The 18,926-nt window shown below is 62.7% G+C and carries 19 protein-coding genes and 1 tRNA gene; 8 read left to right on the forward strand and 12 right to left on the reverse strand.

Annotated elements, in window-relative coordinates:
• Positions 1-204 precede the first annotated feature (204 nt).
• On the reverse strand, positions 205-1,245 hold the full coding sequence (gene obgE, locus CWO91_RS22375) for a GTPase ObgE (protein ID WP_130216360.1): 1,041 nt from the start codon (positions 1,243-1,245) through the stop codon (positions 205-207).
• 84 nt (positions 1,246-1,329) lie between these two features.
• On the reverse strand, positions 1,330-1,812 hold the full coding sequence (locus CWO91_RS22380) for a MaoC family dehydratase (protein ID WP_130216326.1): 483 nt from the start codon (positions 1,810-1,812) through the stop codon (positions 1,330-1,332).
• A gap of 264 nt (positions 1,813-2,076) precedes the next feature.
• Here CWO91_RS22380 and CWO91_RS22385 point away from each other — a divergent pair, with 264 nt between their 5' ends.
• On the forward strand, positions 2,077-2,991 hold the full coding sequence (locus CWO91_RS22385) for a DMT family transporter (RefSeq protein WP_130216328.1): 915 nt from the start codon (positions 2,077-2,079) through the stop codon (positions 2,989-2,991).
• Between the two features lie 209 nt (positions 2,992-3,200).
• Here the strand turns inward: CWO91_RS22385 and CWO91_RS22390 are convergent, their stop codons facing one another.
• From CWO91_RS22390 to rplU, 3 genes are all read right to left on the reverse strand, one after another.
• The gene (locus CWO91_RS22390) at positions 3,201-3,794 is read right to left on the reverse strand and encodes a GNAT family N-acetyltransferase (RefSeq protein WP_165405630.1); all 594 of its coding nucleotides are present in this window, start codon (positions 3,792-3,794) and stop codon (positions 3,201-3,203) included.
• Between the two features lie 152 nt (positions 3,795-3,946).
• Complete coding sequence (gene rpmA, locus CWO91_RS22395; protein ID WP_018643862.1) at positions 3,947-4,216, reverse strand: 50S ribosomal protein L27; 270 nt, start codon at positions 4,214-4,216, stop codon at positions 3,947-3,949.
• A 102-nt stretch (positions 4,217-4,318) separates the two neighbouring features.
• Complete coding sequence (gene rplU / locus CWO91_RS22400; RefSeq protein WP_130216332.1) at positions 4,319-4,705, reverse strand: 50S ribosomal protein L21; 387 nt, start codon at positions 4,703-4,705, stop codon at positions 4,319-4,321.
• 333 nt (positions 4,706-5,038) lie between these two features.
• Here rplU and CWO91_RS22405 point away from each other — a divergent pair, with 333 nt between their 5' ends.
• On the forward strand, positions 5,039-6,169 hold the full coding sequence (locus tag CWO91_RS22405) for an ROK family protein (RefSeq protein WP_130216334.1): 1,131 nt from the start codon (positions 5,039-5,041) through the stop codon (positions 6,167-6,169).
• A gap of 179 nt (positions 6,170-6,348) precedes the next feature.
• Here the strand turns inward: CWO91_RS22405 and CWO91_RS22410 are convergent, their stop codons facing one another.
• On the reverse strand, positions 6,349-7,212 hold the full coding sequence (locus CWO91_RS22410) for an alpha/beta fold hydrolase (RefSeq protein ID WP_130216336.1): 864 nt from the start codon (positions 7,210-7,212) through the stop codon (positions 6,349-6,351).
• A 136-nt stretch (positions 7,213-7,348) separates the two neighbouring features.
• On the opposite strand from CWO91_RS22410, the gene CWO91_RS22415 reads away from it, so the two are divergent.
• The 4 genes from CWO91_RS22415 (at position 7,349) to CWO91_RS22430 (ending at position 11,408) form a co-directional block, all read left to right on the forward strand.
• Positions 7,349-7,438: transfer RNA gene (locus CWO91_RS22415), tRNA-Ser, on the forward strand.
• A gap of 288 nt (positions 7,439-7,726) precedes the next feature.
• Positions 7,727-7,939, forward strand: a complete 213-nt coding sequence (locus tag CWO91_RS22420; protein WP_130216338.1) for a hypothetical protein — start codon at positions 7,727-7,729, stop codon at positions 7,937-7,939.
• 525 nt (positions 7,940-8,464) lie between these two features.
• Entirely contained in the window at positions 8,465-10,195 is a 1,731-nt protein-coding gene (locus CWO91_RS22425; protein ID WP_433995571.1) for a GAF domain-containing sensor histidine kinase, read from the forward strand.
• A gap of 352 nt (positions 10,196-10,547) precedes the next feature.
• Positions 10,548-11,408: a DMT family transporter gene (locus tag CWO91_RS22430; RefSeq protein ID WP_130216340.1), complete on the forward strand. Its 861-nt coding sequence runs from the start codon at positions 10,548-10,550 to the stop codon at positions 11,406-11,408.
• A gap of 131 nt (positions 11,409-11,539) precedes the next feature.
• Here the strand turns inward: CWO91_RS22430 and CWO91_RS22435 are convergent, their stop codons facing one another.
• The 3 genes from CWO91_RS22435 to CWO91_RS22445 form a co-directional block, all read right to left on the reverse strand.
• A complete protein-coding gene (locus CWO91_RS22435; RefSeq protein ID WP_130216342.1) occupies positions 11,540-12,748 on the reverse strand; it encodes an EAL domain-containing response regulator in 1,209 nt (402 codons plus the stop codon).
• 291 nt (positions 12,749-13,039) lie between these two features.
• The gene (locus tag CWO91_RS22440; protein ID WP_165405631.1) at positions 13,040-13,465 is read right to left on the reverse strand and encodes a hypothetical protein; all 426 of its coding nucleotides are present in this window, start codon (positions 13,463-13,465) and stop codon (positions 13,040-13,042) included.
• A 479-nt stretch (positions 13,466-13,944) separates the two neighbouring features.
• Entirely contained in the window at positions 13,945-15,108 is a 1,164-nt protein-coding gene (locus CWO91_RS22445; protein WP_130216345.1) for a hypothetical protein, read from the reverse strand.
• Between the two features lie 331 nt (positions 15,109-15,439).
• Here CWO91_RS22445 and CWO91_RS22450 point away from each other — a divergent pair, with 331 nt between their 5' ends.
• Positions 15,440-16,063: a LuxR C-terminal-related transcriptional regulator gene (locus tag CWO91_RS22450; protein WP_130216347.1), complete on the forward strand. Its 624-nt coding sequence runs from the start codon at positions 15,440-15,442 to the stop codon at positions 16,061-16,063.
• A gap of 43 nt (positions 16,064-16,106) precedes the next feature.
• Here the strand turns inward: CWO91_RS22450 and CWO91_RS22455 are convergent, their stop codons facing one another.
• The 3 genes from CWO91_RS22455 to CWO91_RS22465 all read right to left on the reverse strand — a co-directional run bounded on the left by CWO91_RS22455 (position 16,107) and on the right by CWO91_RS22465 (position 17,822).
• On the reverse strand, positions 16,107-16,355 hold the full coding sequence (locus CWO91_RS22455; protein ID WP_130216348.1) for a hypothetical protein: 249 nt from the start codon (positions 16,353-16,355) through the stop codon (positions 16,107-16,109).
• 229 nt (positions 16,356-16,584) lie between these two features.
• The gene (locus tag CWO91_RS22460) at positions 16,585-16,962 is read right to left on the reverse strand and encodes an Hpt domain-containing protein (protein WP_165405632.1); all 378 of its coding nucleotides are present in this window, start codon (positions 16,960-16,962) and stop codon (positions 16,585-16,587) included.
• 152 nt (positions 16,963-17,114) lie between these two features.
• Positions 17,115-17,822 carry a Crp/Fnr family transcriptional regulator gene (locus tag CWO91_RS22465; protein WP_130216352.1) on the reverse strand — a complete coding sequence of 236 codons (708 nt, stop codon included), beginning with the start codon at positions 17,820-17,822 and terminating at the stop codon, positions 17,115-17,117.
• A gap of 266 nt (positions 17,823-18,088) precedes the next feature.
• Between CWO91_RS22465 and CWO91_RS22475 the strand changes: the two genes are divergently transcribed.
• Entirely contained in the window at positions 18,089-18,508 is a 420-nt protein-coding gene (locus CWO91_RS22475; protein ID WP_165405633.1) for a response regulator, read from the forward strand.
• Positions 18,509-18,926: the final 418 nt, after the last annotated feature.

Here is an 18,926-nt window from a genome sequence, read left to right on the forward strand (position 1 = left end):
ATTGTTTGATGCTGCGATATTGGAGCGTCGATGACAACCTGCCAGTGATGCGCGTGCGTGCAGCCACATATTCCGTGTCGTCCCGGCGAAAGCCGGGACCCATAACCCCAGGGAGTGGTTTGGCGAAGACTTGTTGTCCGGTACTGCACCGTCCGCAACCGATAGATCACGCGGTATGGGTCCCGGCTTTCGCCGGGACGACAACTAAGCCGACCACGGCTCCGCTTCGGCGGCGCTCTTGGCCTTGGCGGAGACCGGGCTCTCGCCGATCACGTCGGCCAGCGCGCGCAGGGCTTCCTTGACGCCCTGGCCGGTCGCGCCGGACAGCAGCAGTGGCGTCTTCTTGGCGGCGCGCTTCAGCCGATCCTTCTGCTTCTTCAATTCGTCCGGCTCGACCGCGTCGATCTTGTTCAGCGCGACGATCTCGATCTTGTCGGTGAGCTGGCCGCCATAGGCCTCCAGCTCCGTCCGCACCGTCTTGTAGGCCTTGCCGGCGTGCGCGCTCGTGGCATCGACGAGATGCAGCAGCACGCGGCAACGTTCGACATGGCCGAGGAAGCGGTCGCCGAGGCCGGCGCCTTCATGCGCGCCTTCGATGAGACCCGGAATGTCCGCCAGCACGAATTCGCGGCCGTCGGCATTCACGACGCCGAGCTGCGGATGCAGCGTGGTGAAGGGATAGTCGGCGATCTTCGGCTTTGCCGCGCTGACCTTGGAGAGGAAGGTCGACTTGCCGGCATTGGGCAGGCCGACGACGCCCGCATCCGCGATCAATTTCAGCCGCAGCCAGATCCAGCGCTCTTCACCCACTTGGCCGGGATTGGCGTTGCGCGGCGCGCGGTTGGTCGACGATTTGAAATGCGCATTGCCGAAGCCGCCATTGCCGCCCTCGGCCAGCACGAATTTTTCGCCGACCTTGGTGAAGTCGTGGATCAGCGTCTCGCGGTCCTCGTCGAAGATCTGCGTCCCGACGGGGACCTTCAGCACGATGTTCTTGCCATTGGCGCCGTGGCGGTCCGAGCCCATGCCGTTCTCGCCCTTCTGGGCCTTGAAATGCTGCTGGTAGCGGTAGTCGATCAGCGTGTTGAGGCCGTCGGCGACCTCGATGATGACATTGCCGCCGCGGCCGCCATTGCCGCCGGAGGGGCCGCCAAACTCGATGAACTTCTCGCGGCGGAACGCCACGCAGCCGTTCCCGCCGTCACCGGAGCGGATATAGACCTTTGCTTCGTCGAGGAATTTCATGGGCCATAGGTAGGCCAGCCGGTCCCGCGCGGCAACCCGAATTGACCCGTTCATCGGCGGAAATTCCGCGATTTTGGGGCGTGCTTAACCTGCCGGCCGGCGCCGGATCAGGAATTTCTGTGTGCCCTCCAGCACCAGCTCCTTGCGCTGGTTGAACACGGTGCTTTTGAGCGTGACGACGCCGGTCGTGCGACCCGGCACGAGCTCGGTGACTTCGAGCGCAGGATAGATGGTATCGTCGGCGAACACGGGCTTGAGAAACCGGCTTGATTGTTCGAGGAAGCCGACTAGGGATTCCTCGACCATGAACGGAAACAGGCCGGCACCGGGCGCGGTGTGGATCAAGGTCTGGAAGCCGTGGGCGAGCAGATGCGGCATGCCGCGGGCGCGGCAATATTCCACGTCATAATGCACCGGATGAGTGTCGCCGCTCGCGGTCTGGAACGCCGCGAACACGGCGGAGGTCTGGGTGCGGCTTGGCAGCACGAAACGTTCGCCGAGGGCGAAATCCTCAAACCAGCGTTGCGTCGGGATCATGCGATGCTGGGAGGGATCGAAGTCGGTCATGCCGCGCCCTTTCGTCGGTGAAAGTCCTATCGCTACCGCGATGCGAAGAGTGCGACAATCCGTTCAATTCGGCGGAAGTGGGCTTGTCCAGCGCGCCTACGTCATTACAACGACCACAGGCGACTCCGGTCGCCGGCTTTCGACGCTCTCTCTGCTCGTCATTGCGAGCGAAGCGAAGCAATCCAGACTGCCTCCCTGGAAACAGTCTGGATTGCTTCGTCGCAAGAGCTCCTCGCAATGACGGGTGTTCCACAAACGACAGCAATGCCCTTCTTCAAGAATCTCTCCGCCTATGACGACCGCTCGGCGCGGCTGGCCGGCATCGCCTTGATGGTGCTGTCGATCTTCATGTTCTCGTTCGGCGACGCCATGGGCAAGTTCCTGGTCGGCACCTATTCGGTGGGGCAGCTCTTGTTCCTGCGCGCCTGCGCGGCGCTGCTCTTGCTGTCGCCGCTGATCTGGCGGCAACGTCACCACTTCCTGCAGCTGGAGCGGCCGCGCCTGCAGCTGTTTCGCGTCGTGCTGTCGACGCTGGAGGTGGCTGCCTTCTTTCTCGCGACCGTCTATCTGCCGCTCGCCGACGTCATCACCTATTATCTCGCCGGTCCGATCTTCGTCACCGCGATGTCGGCGATCTTTCTGGGCGAGAAGGTCGGCTGGCGGCGCTGGACCGCCATCCTGATCGGCTTCTGCGGCGTCTTGATCGCGCTGCGGCCTTCGGCGCAGACCGTCAGCCTGCCGGCGCTGATCGCGCTCGGCGGCAGTCTCTCCTTCGCAACGCTGATGCTGATCACGCGCAGCCTGCGCAAGACGCCTGACATCGTGATGGCGTCCTCGCAATTCATCGGCACGTTTTCGCTGGGTGCCGTGCTCTCGGCATTTCACTGGGTGCCGCCGACATCGGGCAGCCTCGTGATCTTTGCGCTGGCGGGATGCGTCTCGGTCACCGCGCTGTTCTGCGTCAACCGCTCGCTGAAGCTGGCGCCGGCCAGCGTCGTGGTGCCCTACCAATATTCGATGATCGTCTGGGCCGTGATCTTCGGCTTCGTCGTGTTCGGGGATGTGCCCGAAGTCGCCACCATCGTCGGCGCCGCCATCATCATCGGCGCCGGGTTCTACATCTATCTGCGCGAGCGCGACCTGGGGCGCGAAGCCGCGGAGGTGAATCCGCCCGCCTGAATGCAGCCGAACAATTTCGCTGTCGTCCCGGACAAGCGCAGCTCTTGGCAACGCGCAGCGTTGTCCAGGGCGGAGCGCTGATCCGGGATGGTTTGACGAAGACTCGGAGTGGGAGCTCTGCCCCACACTAATGCCTGTGATTATGGGTCCCGGATCTGCGCTTACGCTTGTCCGGGACGACGCGCGGAGTTTATGGCGGCGCTTCCGCCCTACCTCATCCTCCTCGCACTGCTCCAGCTCTTCAGCGACGCCCACACGCCGCGTGACAGGCGGAAGCAATCGACGGGCGAGGACGATCCCAGCGCCAGGAAGCGGTGCAGCTGGACGCCGCTCCACTGGAAGCCGCACTTCTCCAGCACCTTGCGCGAGGCCGGGTTGGTGACGCGCGCGCCGGCATAGAGATGGTCGTCCTCGAACTCCTCGAAGAAGAAGTCGATCGCGCCGCGTGCGGCCTCGGTGGCAAAGCCCTGGCCCCAATGCTCGACACCGAGCCAATAGCCGAGCTCGGCATTGTCCGGCGTGGAGCAGTCGATGCCGACCATGCCGATCGGCCCGCTGTCGTGCTCGATCAGGAACACGGTCTCGCTGCCGAGCGCGGCAGTGGCACGGATGAATTCGACAGCGTCGTCCTGCGAATAGGGATGCGGCAGGCGGCGGGTGTTTTCTGCGATGCGGCGGTCGTTGGCGAGCCGGGCGATGGTCCTGACGTCGGCGAGTGTCGGCCGCCGCAAGGTCAGCCGCTCGGTGGCGACGACGCTCGGTCTCGCCTCCTGCAAGGTCACGCTCGAGAAATCCTGCAACATGTCCGGCTCCTGGAAAGTCACTAAGTCAAAGTGAGCAAGTCAAAGAAAAGGGGAGGCCGGTTTCCCGCCTCCCCTGGAGCCTTCGATCTCTATGATCTCTAGGACTCCGCCGGTTTGGTCAGGACCCGGCGGACTCCAATTTGATCCGCCGTCTATTCAGCCGCCTCTGCGATCGGGAGCACCGATACGAAGGTGCGGCCGTTGGCTTTGGCCTGGAACGCAACACGACCTTCGACCTTGGCGAACAAAGTGTGGTCCGTGCCCATGCCGACATTAAGGCCGGGGTGCCAGGTGGTGCCGCGCTGACGCGCAATGATGTTGCCGGGGGTGACGATCTCCCCGCCGAACGCCTTGATGCCGAGGCGCTTGCCCTTGGAATCGCGTCCGTTACGCGATGAACCGCCTGCTTTTTTGTGAGCCATGGCTCGTCTCCGAAATCCTACGTATGTCTAGATCAATTCCTTGACGGAATCATTTCACGATTTCTCACGCATCAATTCGTGAATTGGCGTGATCAAATCTCGTTATTCGGCGGCTTCCTGTGCGGACTCCTTGGCCACCTTCTCCTTCTTCGGACGCGGGCCCTTGGTGGGCTTGGCGCCGTCGGTCAGGATCTCGCTGACGCGCAGCACCGTGATCTCGTCGCGGTAGCCGCGCTTGCGGCGCGAGTTCTTGCGGCGGCGCTTCTTGAACGCGATGACCTTCGGTCCGCGCTTGTGGTCGAGCACCTCGACCGCAACGGACGCGCCTGCGACCGTCGGGACGCCCAGGACCGGCGTGTCGCCGCCGACCACCAGAACTTCATTCAACTGCACGATCGTGCCGACTTCGCCGGCGATCTTGCCTACTTCGAGAACATCATCCGGCACGACGCGGTATTGCTTGCCGCCGGTTTTGATGACTGCGAACATCGTTTTTTTCCTTCGTGTTCAATCCCGGCCTCGCGACAGTTTGTCGGGGCCGGCTTTTTGTCAGTCGCTACGGGTTTATGCGAGCTTTGTGCGGGCGGGAGTTATCCCTTTGAAAACCCACGCAAAAGCAAGCGGCGCGAGAAACGCCCCGCGCCGGCTGTGGGACTTATAGCCGCCGGACGCCGCAAGTCAAGGAAAAGCGAGCGAAAACGGTCAGGATTTGAAGGATTTGGGTCCATTCCGGCGTGTCGGCCGAATCTGCGGCCGGCTTGCAACCAACGGGTTCCCTCCCCGTTGTGTCCTCGCAAATCGGACACGCGGGCAAGGGTTATCATGGCAACAGACGAGCCGGTCAACACGACGGGCATCGCCCAGCACGGGGCGAGCCGGCTGCCGTCGGTCGACGTCGACAGCTTCAACATCGAGATCAAGGACGACGAGGGATTTCTGGGCGACCGCGCCACCAAGGGCGCGTTTCGCGAGATCCTCGAAGAGTGGCGCAAACCGCTTCGCAAGAGCGGCGAGGATCCCTTCGGCGACGAGCCGTCCGACAAGATCAACAAGAAGGCCCTCGATGCCGTTCTGATCGGCGACGATACCGAGGCCACGGCCGTCGTGCACAGCGCGATCGAGGATTTCGCGCAGGAGCTCGCTTACGTCACGCGGCGGTTCCTCAAGACCAAGGCCTGGGCCAAGACCGAGTGCATTGTGGTCGGCGGCGGCTTTCGCGCGAGCCGGCTCGGCGAAATCGCCATTGCCCGGGCCGAGATCATTCTCAAGTCGGAAGGCTTCAAGGTCGATCTGGTGCCAATCCGCTTCGATCCCGACGATGCCGGGTTGATTGGAGCCCTGCACCTCGCGCCGTCCTGGATTTTCGAGGCCTATGACAGCATCCTCGCGGTCGACATCGGTGGGACGAACATCCGTTGCGGGATCGTGGAGACGCGCTGGAAGAAGGCGCCTGATCTGTCCAAGGCCTCGGTCTTCAAATCCGATCTGTGGCGCCACGCCGATGATGCGCCGAGCCGCGAGGCCGCGGTGAAGGGTCTGGTCAAGATGCTCGAAGGCCTCATCGAGGATGCCGAAGCCGAAGGCTTCAAGCTCGCGCCGTTCATCGGCATCGCCTGTCCCGGCGTGATCGATGCGGACGGCTCCATCGAGAAGGGCGCGCAGAATCTGCCCGGCAATTGGGAGAGCAGCAAGTTCAACCTGCCGGCGAGCCTCGTCGAGGCTATTCCGCAGATCGGCGAGCACCACACCACGATCGTGATGCACAATGACGGCGTGGTTCAGGGCCTTTCGGAAGTGCCGTTCATGCAGCACGTCGACCGCTGGGGCGTGCTCACCATCGGCACCGGGCTTGGCAATGCGCGCTTCACCAACCGCCGCAAGGAGGGCGGCAACGGAAAAGACCGGGATTCCACGGAGAACGGGAAGAAAAAAGGTAAAGCTGACAAGGAGTAACCTTGACTGGTTAGGTTAAGGGGCGGATTGCGTTGCGCGGTGCGGGCTGCACGCTAGGGTCGAATCGTCGCTTCACTCGGCCGGCGAAGCCGCCCTTCCCGGTCAGTATTTCAATGAGCGGCAAGGGACCGCCAGTGTTTACCGCGTCTGGCGGTCCCACCCCGTTTTGGACCCGGGCCTCAATTCCAGCCGATGCGCTGAAAGAATGCCGCGATCTCCACGGCCGCGCGATCCGGATCTTCCCGATGTGGGAAGTGCCCGACATCCGGAAACATCGCCAGATCGAGCTCGCTGAAGGTTTCACCGAGCCGGTCGGTCCAGGCATAGGGAAACAGCGGGTCGTGCTCGGCCCAGCGCACGCAGGTCGGCACATTGATTGGCGGCAGGCGCGGTGCCTCGCCCTTCATCATCGCGATGCGCCCGGCATGCGAGGCGCGATAATGCGCAAAGCCGCCGGCGAGATTGCCGTCCTTGAGGAAGTTGTCGGCGAAGGCGTCGAGCACATCGTCGAAAGCATCTTTGCGATGCGCCCAGCCTTTGAGGAAGTGGCTGATATAGAGCCGGCAGGTCTCGCGACTGGCGCCGACGAGCGCCGGGGCCATCTCCATCTGGTGAAAGGACTGATACCAGATGTGGTTGAGCCTATCAGGCGCCGCCATGCGCGGCCCGATGCCGGGATAGACGAAATCGAAGAAGAACAGCCCGGTGAGCCGGCCCAGTGCCTGCCGGGCCAGGGGCTGCATCACCGCGCCGCCGACGTCATGACCCACGATGCCGAATCGGTCGATGCCGAGCCGGTCCATCAGTGCCAGCATGTCCGCCGCATGGCCGTCCGGCCCGTAGGGGCCATCAGGCTTGTCACTGTCGCCGAAGCCGCGCAGATCGGGCGCGATCAGCATGAAGCGGTCCGAAAGCCTGGATATCACCGGCTCCCAGGTCAGCCAGAATTCCGGCCATCCATGCAGCAAAAGCAGCGGTTTGCCCCGTCCTGCGCGAACCAGGTGGAAATCGGCGCCATTGGCCGCGATCGTCAGATGCTCCACGGCGGTTCCTTTCGGAGTGAGAGGGAAGGGATGAAACAGGCGGCGGATTTTCGCCTTTCGCGCCTTGTCTGGCCGGCCATCCTCGCCTATTACACGCCCCGACCACAGGGGTTCCTACCTCTTATCGGCACCTTCAGGAGAGGTGGCAGAGTGGTTGAATGCACCGCACTCGAAATGCGGCATAGGTGCAAGCCTATCGGGGGTTCGAATCCCTCCCTCTCCGCCATAATAAAACAGCTTCGAGAAAGCCCCGGAAAACTGCACGCCAGAGGCTTCTGGTGTGGCCCGAAGGGTAGCCCCAAAGCTACCATGGCAGGCCCGTGCCTTCGCGATCCTGCGCTCTTGGTAGTCATCCGTCAGGCCCAAAGCTACCCAGATGTTGATCTCGGTTTTGCCGTACTCGCCCTCCGCATGCCTTTCTGGAAGCTGGCCTGGGCGTGATCTGCAAGGCCGCGAGCTTTGCATGACTTTCTAAGTGGGCGCTCTCGTCGGTCTTCTTGTTCATGACGTAGCCATGTCCGTCCACGCAGAACAGGATGTCGTATTCCTTGCAGCGCGGATAGATCCAGGGCGACGTCCGCAGGTCGCCCGCCATGACACCAAGGGGCAGATCGAGGCGCTCGCGAGATGCGGCAACGCCGGCCCGCGCGATCTCGAGGCCGGCGACGAAGTCTTTCCCGCGCCCGTCCCAAGTACGTGGAACGCTTCCGTGCCGGGTACGCCCTGACCGTCGGGGCTGGCGATGCGCGTTGCTGTCGAGAGATAGCAGATGTCGGCGGTGACGACCCCCTCATCGGAAGGAACGAACGTAAAGCGACCTAATACATCACTTCAGACGTCTGAACGTCGCGGGCGATGACCTCGGAATACAGGCGTCCCGTTTTGCCGAGCCTCTTAAGACGGGTCCTCGGCGTTGAACATTGGAACCTGCTCAGGATCAAAGCCCTCAAGCTGAACCAGCCTCGCACCGCCTTTCTCGCGGGACATCCTGGTCGAGGCTGTGATAAGCTGCTCTCAGTGCGCCTTGGCCGCCCGGACGAAGATCAGCGTCCCTCTCAGTGGCTTGCCTGACGGCGGAGTCCAGCAATTTGGCCCGTCTTTTCGGCTCGGCGCTGATAGCGATAGTGGCTCTCAGGTCCAGCGGGCATGTCGAGCGAGACTTCCGCCCGAAATGGCGCCGGGCGCGTCGATGGCAAGCGAAAGCCTATCCTGGCCGCGTTGTCCGCGGCGGGCCACTCGGTGAGGTCAATCGTTGCTCTACAACTCTATCCAAGTACCTTCTGAAATCATCCATAAATGGCAAGAGGTCGTGGATGTGCTTGCCGAGATCATGCACGTCCCCTCAGCTTTGATCATGCGAGTAGAGCCGCCCAACATCAAAGTTTTTGTATCCAGCGAGTCCAAGGGGAACCCCTACGAAGCGGACGAACTCGCACCGCTTAACACCGGGCTCTATTGCGAAACCGTGATGAAAACGTGCCAACCTCTGCTCGTTCCGGACGCCCTTCGCGATGAAGCGTGGAAATCAAACCCTGACATCAAGCTGGGGATGATTTCCTACCTTGGCGTACCGATCAGTTGGCCCGATGGCGAGGTATTCGGAACGATTTGCGTTCTCGACAACAAAAGTAACGAGTACAGCAAGCCCTACCTCAGACTCCTGCATCAGTTGCGCGACGCGGTGCAGATTGATTTGCAAAGGTTAGCGGCACAGCACAGACAGCTCGAAGAACGTGAGACGAAGATCCGGCGTCTGGTCGACGCCAACATCATCGGGATCTACATCTGGGAGCTCGATGGTCGGCTCCTTGAGGCCAATGATACGTTTCTGCGTATGGTGGGATACGATCGCGAGGATCTTATCTCGGGTCGTGTGCGCTGGACGGACCTCACGCCGCTGGAATGGCGCGATCGCACCGCACGCGCCCAGGAAGAATTAAAGAGGACTGGCGCGGTGCAACCCTTTGAGAAGGAGTACCTTCGCAAGGACGGCAGCCGCGTGCCCGTGCTGATCGGCTCGGCGGCGTTCGATGAACAGCGAGACCAAGGCGTCGCGTTCGTGCTCGATCTGACCGAGCGCAAGCGGGCGGAAGCGGAAGCCCGCGAAAGCGAGCGGCGCTACCGCGAAGCGCTGATGGAGCTCGCGCACGTCAATCGCGTCACGACAATGGGGCAACTGACGGCTTCGATTTCACATGAAATGAAGCAGCCGATCGGGGCGGTTGTCGCCAACGCAGAGGCCGGGTTGAACTGGCTTGATGCTCAACCGCCAGAACTGAATCGGGTTCGACAGACGCTTGGTTGCATAATAACTGATGGCCTGCGAGCCGGCGAGATCATTGGTCGCATCCAGGGCCTCATCAAGAAAGCGCCTCCGCGGCGAGAGGAAATGGAGATCAACGCGGCAGTCCTTGAGGTCATAGCTCTGACCCGTGGCGAAGTGGTGAAGAACGGTGTCTCGGTGCGGACGCAACTCGCGGACGGCTTGCCACTCATTCGAGTAGATCGGATCCAACTGCAACAAGTCGTCCTCAATTTGATCATCAACGCCGTCGAAGCGATGAGCGCCGTCCGCGAGGAGCCGCGTGAGTTGCTGATCAGCACTGACAGAGATGCCCTGAATGGCGTGCTCGTCAGCTTGCGAGATTCGGGGCCGGGGCTGGATCCGGCGAGCCTTGAGCACGTCTTCGATCCATTCTACACGACCAAGCCCAGTGGCATGGGCATGGGATTATCAATTTGCCGTTCGATCGTCGAAGCTCACGGGGGACGGATATGGGCGGGCGCGAATGAAACTCGAGGCGCGGTCTTTCAATTCAGCCTGCCTCTAGAGCGAGACGAGATCATTTCCGCTGAATACGCCGGCCCATGCCGGCGGGCCGAGAAAGCGGATACGGAGAGCGAAAACGAGAGCCCGTTCTCCGCGACGGCAGATGTCTTTACCGAGATTGGCCGCGGCGCACTGGCGCACGTTGCGCGGTAGAGTTAAGCCAGCAACGTTCGGCTCAGGTCAATGCCATGCTTTGCGGAAATTTTGCCTCTGTTTTGCCCGTCGAGGCGCGACATCATTAGAAACCACCATCTCTCCGGACCGCCGGCGGCACGATCGCAACCAGTCGGCGATGGCAATAGCGCGCTCCAGCGCCGGGTCGGGTCTACGATCACGCCCGCCCATTGCCGTTGCGTAAGTCCTTGATCTTGCGGCCCTCGCCTACTGTGCATGGGGTTGTTTTCGCGCTTTTTTGCGTCCCATGGCAGAAGGGCTAAGGTTTAATCGTCACGGCAACGCGACTGACCTTCCCAGATCGGGCCGCCGTCGTACAAGCGAGACAGGAATGCAATCTACCGCCACCGGCTGGGGCAACGGGCTTCTCGGCGTCATCATCTTCAGCGGCTCGCTGCCGGCGACGCGCGTGGCGGTCGGCGGCTTCTCCGCGCTGTTCCTGACATCCACGCGCGCGGTCATTGCGGCGCTGATAGGCCTGGCCGTGCTCGGCTTGCTCCGTCAGGCACGGCCGGCGATGCACGATCTCGCCTCGCTCGCCATCGTCGCCATCGGCGTCGTGGTCGGCTTTCCCTTGCTGACCGCGCTCGCGCTCCAGCACATCACTTCGGCGCATTCAATCGTCTTCATCGGCCTCTTGCCGCTATCGACCGCGATCTTCGGCGTCTTGCGCGGCGGTGAGCGGCCGCAGCCGCTGTTCTGGCTGTTCGCCGTCCTCGGCAGTGCCACCGTCGCGGGCTTTGCTCTGTCGAACGACGGCTCAGCCTCGCTCACCGGCGATCTCCTGATGGTGGCCGCGATCGTCCTGTGCGGCCTCGGCTATGCCGAAGGCGCCGCGCTGTCGCGCCGCCTCGGCGGCTGGCAGGTGATCTCCTGGGCGCTGCTGCTCGCGCTGCCGCTGATGGTGCCTGTCGCGATTTGGACGTGGCCGCCGACATGGAGCGGCGTCAGCGCGCCCGCCTGGATCGGGCTCGCCTACGTCTCGATCTTCAGCATGTTCGTCGGCTTCATCTTCTGGTATCGCGGGCTTGCGCTCGGCGGCATTGCCCGCGTCGGCCAGTTGCAGCAGCTCCAACCATTCTTCGGCCTCGCGCTTGCCGGCCTGTTGCTGCGCGAGCCGGTTGCCTGGAGCATGATCGCCGCGACCGCGCTCGTGGTCGTCTGCGTCTTCTTCGCGCGCCGGTTTGCATGATGATGGCCGGCTAGTCCTGCCTTCGGTACGGCAACAGCGCGAGTGCACGGACTGCCCAAGCAGGCCCGGCGAACGCGCGCGAGATCAATGATTCCCGCGCGCGCCTAGCGACGTACGAGCCGCGAACGAGCTCACTCCATCACGGTTTTCGTCAGCGTCGAGCGGGCGAACTTCTTCAGCGGCATCGGCTTGCCGAACAGAAAGCCCTGCACGAGATCGAAGCCGAGCTCGTTCGCGCCGACGAGGTCGGCGCGGCTCTCGACGCCCTCGGCGACCACGCGCGCGCCGTAGCCTTGCGCCAGCTCGACGATGTGACGGCACACCGTGCGCTTCAGCCGGTCACTGCCGCTGCCGGTGACGAAGTGCCGGTCGGCCTTCATCATGACGAAGGGAATCTTGTCCAGGCCCATCAGTGCCGGCCAGTTGGCGCCGAGATTGTCGATCGCGAGGCCAATATTGTGCAGCCCCACCTCGCGTGCGACCTCGGTCAGGAGATCGAGATCGCGGGTCGCTTCTTCGCTGTCGATCTCGATGGTCAGCCCGCCGAAGGCCGGATGCGTCGGCATGCGGCGACAGAGATCGCGCACCGCCTGCGGCCCCTTCAGATAGGACGCCGGCAGGTTGATCGAGAGATCGACCGGGCTCTGCTGCTCCAGCAAATAGTGCCAGTCCTGCATGGCGCGCTCGATCACGAATTCCGAGAGGTCACGCAGATGCGGATCGTGCTCATCGGGAATGAAATAGGCCGGCGGCACGACGCCCCAGGTCGGATGGCGCATTCGCACCAGCGCCTCGGCGCCACTGCGGATCAGCGTGCGTGCGTCGATCTTGGGCTGGTACCAGAGCTCCAGCCAGCCGGCATGCAAGGCCTCGCCGACATGCACGGCCGGGCTCGGCGCCGGCTCCTCCGGCAGCAGCATCGCGACACGCTCGCGCAGCGTCTCCGCGGCAAAGGGCGTGGTCAGTGGCGGCAGCATCGCAAGGCCATATTCCTCGCCGACCTGCCGCACGGCCCTGACGACGATCGATTCGCGGGCGCCGACCGCCAGAACCTTCCCAGCGAAGCCCTCACGCACCAAGACCTCGAGGAATCTCCCCGGCTCGATGCCGTCGGTGGCGACACCGAGCAGGATCAGATCCGGCAATTCGGTGGCGAGCACGGTTTGCAGCTCGTCCGCGCTGGCGCATTCGCAGGTAACGAAGCCAAGATCCTCGAGCACTTCGCTGAGGAAGGCGCGCAAGTGACGCTTGCTGTCGGCCACGCAGGCGCGCGGCGTCACCTTTCGCCGTCCGAAGGTTACAGGCCTTCGTCCGACGAGTTCAACAATCCCATCGTTCATCAACACCACTCCCGTTCCGTGACGGTTTCTTAAACGCGGAGCGTGGGTTCAAATAAGGAGAGCGTCGCATCGCTGTTGAATTATTTGAGTAACGTTAAGCCCTGCAATTCGAGCTAATTTGTCGACATATTCTTCGAAAAGAATTCGCATACTCCGGCACCGCACGCGCAACGGCTGCCAGCGCATGCGGAATTTCTCCCGCGCGATCGATGAACGTGCGGCTTGCCGACGCCAGGCATCGAGCGATGCGGTTGCGTGGCCCTTCGCTGCAATGACAGGACGATTGGAGAATTAATTTCCGGCGGCTTTTTCGTGTTGTGCCACGCCGACTGCCTTGTAGTCATAGGTCGGATAGAATTCGGTGCGATAAGATCCCCATGCCGTGTCCTCGATGACGCGGTTGACCTCGCGCAGCCGCGACGCCGGCAGGCGCAGCGTGATCACCTGGCCAATGCCCATCATCACATACCAGCTCACGACCTCGACGCCGGCCGGCGGAAACGCCTTGTAGAAGCCCTGCGTCTCGAGTTGCGCATTCAGCTCGTGCAGCGGCCGGGATTGATCGTGTTTGAAGAAGACGGTCAGCAGCACCGCGTTGTCGGCGGTCGGCGCAGCATTGCCTTGCGGCGGCGTCGTCTGCGCCATCGTCGTCGATGTGAGCGCGAGCGCACTCACGAGCAACATCACCATCGTCAGGGTCCGTCGGTTCGATCTCATCGCGACCTCCTGCGGCTTGCTCCTTCGCAGGTTCGGAGGATAGGAGCGACAGCTACGGCCGCGGAACTCATTTTCGCGCGATGCGGGCATGTTCCACCTGCGCTCGTGACAGTTATGCGACGATGCGTCCGCGCCTGTCGGCGCAAATGTGAAACACATCACATGCGCACTGCCGCGCCTGCGCTATTGCTCCGCACAGCCGGTGGTGGGCTGTCGAGGATTGCAGCAATGACGATGCGGCGAATGATGTATTGGTGGTTCAGATTCGTGCTGTCGGGGCGATTTCTCGATCGCTTCCTGTGTCTGCCGCGCGCGCATTAGGGCATGATCCGGAAAAGTGTGAAGCGGTTTTCCGAAAAGATCATGCTCAAACAAAGACCTAAAGCGCGATGACGGTTCAATTCAATCTCATCGCGCATTAGGGCATGATCACTCACCGATAACGCGAAAGCCCCTCGCGCTTTGATGACTGCGCGATATCAGGTCTGCCCGATCAATTTGCGAAACGCTGCAGCGCCGTCCTGCATCGCGTCGCGTCCCTTCCAGGCGAGATAGGTCAACTTGCCGCCGAACGTATCGTGGCTGCGCAGGCGGCGCGATCCGAGAATGTGGCCGACATTGGCGGGGAAGCGGCTGACCTCGGCGGACACCAGTGCCGCGATCGCGTCCATCAATTGCTGGAGGCGGATGCCCCACTCGCAATGTTCGATGTCGTCGATGCGGACCTTGAGCGCATATTCGATGTCGTAGATCTCGGCGAGCAGGTCGCGCGCGACCAGCACCCGGTTGTGCCGGAGTGCGACCCGGAGAGCGAGGCGCTTGTCGTCGAGACGGTCGAGCACCATGGGAACGACGCAGGCATAGGGCGCGGCGGCGACGTCGGCGGCGCTCTTGCTCGCGGCGGCCTTGGTGGCGAGGCGTACCAATTGCCAGGGCGTCTTGAGGCGCCTTGCCACCAGTGCCAACGCGAAGGGCAGCGCGCGGGGATGGGACTTTCTGAAGGCGTCGAGTTGCGAGGTGACCTGGGCCACCTGGTTGTCATCGAACTTCGCGATCTGCTCGGGCAGCTTCTCGTTGAATTTCGGCAGCGCGTCACCGGCGCGCAGCACGTCGAGCATCTTCATGACGTCGTCGAAGGCGGTGCGCGATGCCGTGTACTGCGCGAGCTTGCCGCGTGCGAGCTCGCTGCTGTCCGCCGACGGCAGGGTGCTCTCGAGGACCTTGAGGACCTTGGTCTGGAAGGTCGACGCGATCTTTTGCACTTCCTTCGGGTTGTTGGCGGCGACCTGGTCGTTGATCGCCTTGATGTAGTCGCGTGCCATGGTCGGCAGCAGGTCGCGGCAGATCCATTCCCAGATCGGGGTGAGGGTGTTGCGTGAGATCCGCCCCGCATTGGCGTGCTCGGGCGCGCCGTCGATCAGGAGTAACTCGAGCGGTGCGAAGAAATAGCGCGAAGGGCTGGTGGCGCGCGCCTGGGTCGATCCGTCCTTGCGAAACTCGGCGCGCAAGCGCGACTGGATGTCGGCAGAGCCCGGCATGTCGATCCCGCACAGCTCGAGCCGCTCGAGTTCGCTGAGCAGACAGCTGCGCGACAGCGGCGTCAGCCTCTGCAAAAATTCCGACAGCCGATCGATCTCGTTCATGGCACGCAATCTTTCGCAGCGTTTCCCGCAGGCTTGCGGGCCCAATGCGTGGAGGCATTTGCGCGCTCTCAATCTCCCTAGAGAAGCAAGCCGCCGTTAATTAATCCGTAAAATCCGGGGGCGGGCATGAGCGGAGGCAGCCTTTGAGGGTTTTCGCCCGCTTGCCCAGGATCTGAACCGGAATCTCAACCTCTACGCGCCCGGGAACCGCTCCGCGCAAGCATAAATTGTGCCGATGTCGCGGATTTAGCGCAAAACTGCCGAAATCACCGTAGTCTTACGGAGCAAAAAGTTAACCACAGACCGGCCCCCGTTCCGCTAAATGAGTGACATGGCGTCACAGAATGATACGGCCACTGATTCGCGGCCGTCGGAATGGTACGAAAGCAGCGCTGCTCCAGCTGAAGAGCCCGATTTCGTCCGCCTGAACGCCGCCCGTGCCAAGGCCGCCGACGAAATGGCCGCCGCCATTGCCCGCGAACTCAACGGCCCCCTGACGGCGCTCCTGCTCTACATGGGCGAGATCAAGCACCACAGCGATCAGCTCGCGCCCGTCACCGGCGACCGCGCCTATTTGCAGCGCGTCGTAGAGAATGCGCTGGCGCAGACCGAGCGCGTTTGCGGCCTCGTCAAGCAGCTTGCCGGTCCTCACAAGGGCGGCCTGCCGATCCCATCCGGGACCGGGGACGCCGAAGCGCGGCCCCCCCGCGTGCCGCTGCCGCAGCGCGTGCCCAGCGCCGAATTGATTGGCCTGTCCGGCCAGAAGCGGCTGACCAAGCGCGAGCGCGAGGTGCTGAGGCTGATCAGCGAAGGCTATTCGAACAAGCAGGGCGCGCTTCGGATGCAGATCAGTCCGCGCACGTTCGAAAGCCACCGCGCCGAGGCGATGCGCAAGCTCGGTGCGCGCAACACTGCGGACCTCGTCCGGGCGGCACTGCTGCATTCGATCGATTGAGATTGATAGTTACATTCCGCCCGGCCGGCGGCGCGGATCCCGCTCAGAAATAGTCTTCGGCGAAGGGACGCGTGCGTGATGCGGGCCGCAATGGCTTGGACTCGTCCTTCGGTGCGTTCGGGATGATCGTGATGGTCCAGCGGGGAGGCATGCTCGATTCCTGCTCGAGCACCGAGCGCACGAAGCCAGTCACCGTCGACTCGCCAGACTTTACCGTCGCCATCCGGCCGTTGAACTGAGCGATGCGGAAGCGACGGACCTCCTTCTGGTCCGCAGTCTCGTAGGTGAACATGGAAACCCTCCTGGTTTCCCGCGACTATCGCGACCTATGATTAGCCATCTGTGAAAATCCCAAGCCGTAGAAGTACGGCGGGAATACACGCGCGGATGGTTAGAGCGTTTTCGACAACCGAAATGGCTCTAAAGCGCGATGAGATTTGGATGAATCGTCATCGCGCTTTAGGTTGTTGTTTGAGCATGATCTTTTCGGAAAACCGCTGCGCACTTTTCCGGATCATGCTCTAGTATTCCGGCTCCTGCGCGCGCGCCGCGGCGTAGGCGACATCCATCAGGTCCAGGAGATCGCGTAGCTCGGTGTCGTGAAGCGTCTCCGCGGACTTCTCCAGCCGCAGTGCGAGCGCCGCGAGCCTGGCATAGCCGAACGTCCCGGCCGCACTCTTCAACGAATGTGCTTCGCGCGCGATCCTGGCCTGGTGCTGCTCGCGCGAGAGCGTGCGGAACAGTTGCAGGCGCGCGCCGGTCTCGCTCCAGAACACGGCGCGCACCTCGCGGGCCCCGTCCTCGCCGATCTCGCGCACCAGCGCCGCATAAGCATTCGGGTCGCGCGCGGGCGCGCAATCGAGCACTTTCTGCGCCGGCGCGACGGACACTTCAAACATGGCTTTGCCTGCCTCGATCACGATTCGATGCCGCGCGGGCCCGGTATCGGTGCGAGGCCCGCCGTGTCTACGGCATCTGGATTTCAGTTCCGGAAGCAGGACGGTTCGTGTTTGCGGACCGGCATTAGCCGTCGGTTTACCACGCCTGCGGGTCAGCGCTGGCCGAGCAGCCGGTCGTATTGCGCCTTCACGGTGGCGTAGCATTCGCACGCGGTCTGCCGCAGGCCGTCCAGGTTCAGGATCTGGATGTGTCCGCGGCTGTAGTGGATGAAATTGGCCTGCTGCAAGGTGTTGGCGACCAGCGACACGCTGTTTCGCCGCGCCCCAATCATCTGTGCCATGGCCTCCTGGGTCAGCAGCAGCCGGTAGTCGCCCGACAGGTCATGGGTGTGCAGCAGGCAGCGCGACAGTCGCGACTCCACGGGATGGGCGGCGTTGCAGCCCGCGGTCTGCTGGACCTGCGCGTAAACCGCAAGACCGTGGCGCGTGAGCAAGGTCCGCAAGCTGCTGCTCTGGTCGGCGGCGACGCGCAGCCGGTCGAGATCCATCACCGACGCGATCCCGGGAACCAGCACGACGGCCGTATTCAGCGCGCATGCATCGCCCATGGTCGAGAGTGTCCCGAGCAGGCTGTCGCGGCCGATCATCGCGACCTGCACATGCTCGCCCTTGGCGAGCTTCACCACCAGCGAGATCACGCCGCGGTGGGGAAAATAGGCGCGCTTGAGCGTCTCGCCGGCCTCGACCAGCACCGCGTCATGAGGCAGATCGACCGCGCGCAGGTGTGGGCGGATCAGCTCATAATCGTCCGCCGACAGCGCGGACAGGAAACCGTTGGATGGGCGGCCTGTCGTTTCCAAAGCTGCCTCCCGCCTTCTGCACCAGCGAAGTCGCCGCCGGCGAAATCGCTCCTTGCGCGAGTAAGTTCCATCATGTTCACGTCGGGATATATTGGCAATTGGGACAAGATGTCCGACCCAAGGCAGTCTCCCTGACCATTTCGACCGTTACGAGATGAGGGCGCAGCAGATCGAAGTCTGCCGCGTCGAGCATTTGCAGCAACTGGTTGGGGCGGGTGGCCGCTCGCGGTCATGCGGATCGATCCGGCGGTTTAGGGAGGGAAGGTCTGCGCCATATTCTCGTTGTCGACGACCCGATGGTGTGCATGGCCATCGAGATCTATCTCCAGCGCAACAATTTTCGGGTGACGATTGCCGAGGCAGGTGAAGCCGGACTGCGGGCCCTCGCACACGAACAGTTCGATCGGATGATCATCGATATCTTCATGCCGCACATGCGCGGGTTCGAATCGATCCGGACCTTCCACGAGCGGGCGCCCGCCATTCCGCTGATCGCGATGTCGGGCTACGCTTTCGCAAATCTGAATTCGCCCGCACCCGATTTCCTCCGGATGGCGCTGGAGCTCCGCGCCGCACGCTGTCTGCGCAAGCCGTTCACGCCGCACGCACTGCTCGCCGCCATCAACGATTGCCTGGCGGAGCATCGGCCCGACGCCGAGATTGCCTCCGCAGCGCGGCTGGGTTAGCGCGGCACGAGCCGGACTGGCGACGAGGTAACGGTTCGTTTACCGAAAACGCGAATTTTGCGGATCGCGGCACAGCACGAAACGACCATCGCGAGAGCGTCCGCGACCGCGGGCCGAGTCCGTTCAATTCCACGCTGGTCGCGCTTATCGTCCTTCACGAACGGGATTTTCTCGCGCGTGCCATGCGCCGTTATCGAAGCGTCTACCTCACTCCTCGCTCCGTCGCGGCGCGGTGCCGGTTTTGTCGAAGCGTGTCCTCGCATGCAGCCGAACGGCAAACTTGTCTTCAATATCCGTATTAGCACGGAGGCCGAAATTAACGGGACCGTGAAAAGGGATGTCTAACGATCGAAAAGAGGGCTTCCGTCGATTCCAAGCGCGGCGCAACGCGTCGAAGCCCAGTCAGTAAGGCGTACCT

Source organism: Bradyrhizobium genosp. SA-3 (genome assembly GCF_004212635.1).
In the GTDB taxonomy this organism is placed as follows: domain Bacteria; phylum Pseudomonadota; class Alphaproteobacteria; order Rhizobiales; family Xanthobacteraceae; genus Bradyrhizobium.

Coding starts and splice junctions, on each gene's coding strand:
- CWO91_RS22390 (WP_165405630.1), bottom strand. CDS start 3,794: ATGTTGCAGGATTTCTCGAGCGTGACCTTGCAGGAGGCGAGACCGAGC.
- obgE (WP_130216360.1), bottom strand. CDS start 1,245: ATGAAATTCCTCGACGAAGCAAAGGTCTATATCCGCTCCGGTGACGGC.
- CWO91_RS22405 (WP_130216334.1), top strand. CDS start 5,039: ATGGCAACAGACGAGCCGGTCAACACGACGGGCATCGCCCAGCACGGG.
- CWO91_RS22435 (WP_130216342.1), bottom strand. CDS start 12,748: ATGAACGATGGGATTGTTGAACTCGTCGGACGAAGGCCTGTAACCTTC.
- rplU (WP_130216332.1), bottom strand. CDS start 4,705: ATGTTCGCAGTCATCAAAACCGGCGGCAAGCAATACCGCGTCGTGCCG.
- CWO91_RS22430 (WP_130216340.1), top strand. CDS start 10,548: ATGCAATCTACCGCCACCGGCTGGGGCAACGGGCTTCTCGGCGTCATC.
- CWO91_RS22380 (WP_130216326.1), bottom strand. CDS start 1,812: ATGACCGACTTCGATCCCTCCCAGCATCGCATGATCCCGACGCAACGC.
- CWO91_RS22385 (WP_130216328.1), top strand. CDS start 2,077: ATGCCCTTCTTCAAGAATCTCTCCGCCTATGACGACCGCTCGGCGCGG.
- CWO91_RS22455 (WP_130216348.1), bottom strand. CDS start 16,355: ATGTTCACCTACGAGACTGCGGACCAGAAGGAGGTCCGTCGCTTCCGC.
- CWO91_RS22440 (WP_165405631.1), bottom strand. CDS start 13,465: ATGAGATCGAACCGACGGACCCTGACGATGGTGATGTTGCTCGTGAGT.
- CWO91_RS22420 (WP_130216338.1), top strand. CDS start 7,727: ATGTCCGTCCACGCAGAACAGGATGTCGTATTCCTTGCAGCGCGGATA.
- CWO91_RS22460 (WP_165405632.1), bottom strand. CDS start 16,962: ATGTTTGAAGTGTCCGTCGCGCCGGCGCAGAAAGTGCTCGATTGCGCG.
- rpmA (WP_018643862.1), bottom strand. CDS start 4,216: ATGGCTCACAAAAAAGCAGGCGGTTCATCGCGTAACGGACGCGATTCC.
- CWO91_RS22450 (WP_130216347.1), top strand. CDS start 15,440: ATGGCGTCACAGAATGATACGGCCACTGATTCGCGGCCGTCGGAATGG.
- CWO91_RS22445 (WP_130216345.1), bottom strand. CDS start 15,108: ATGAACGAGATCGATCGGCTGTCGGAATTTTTGCAGAGGCTGACGCCG.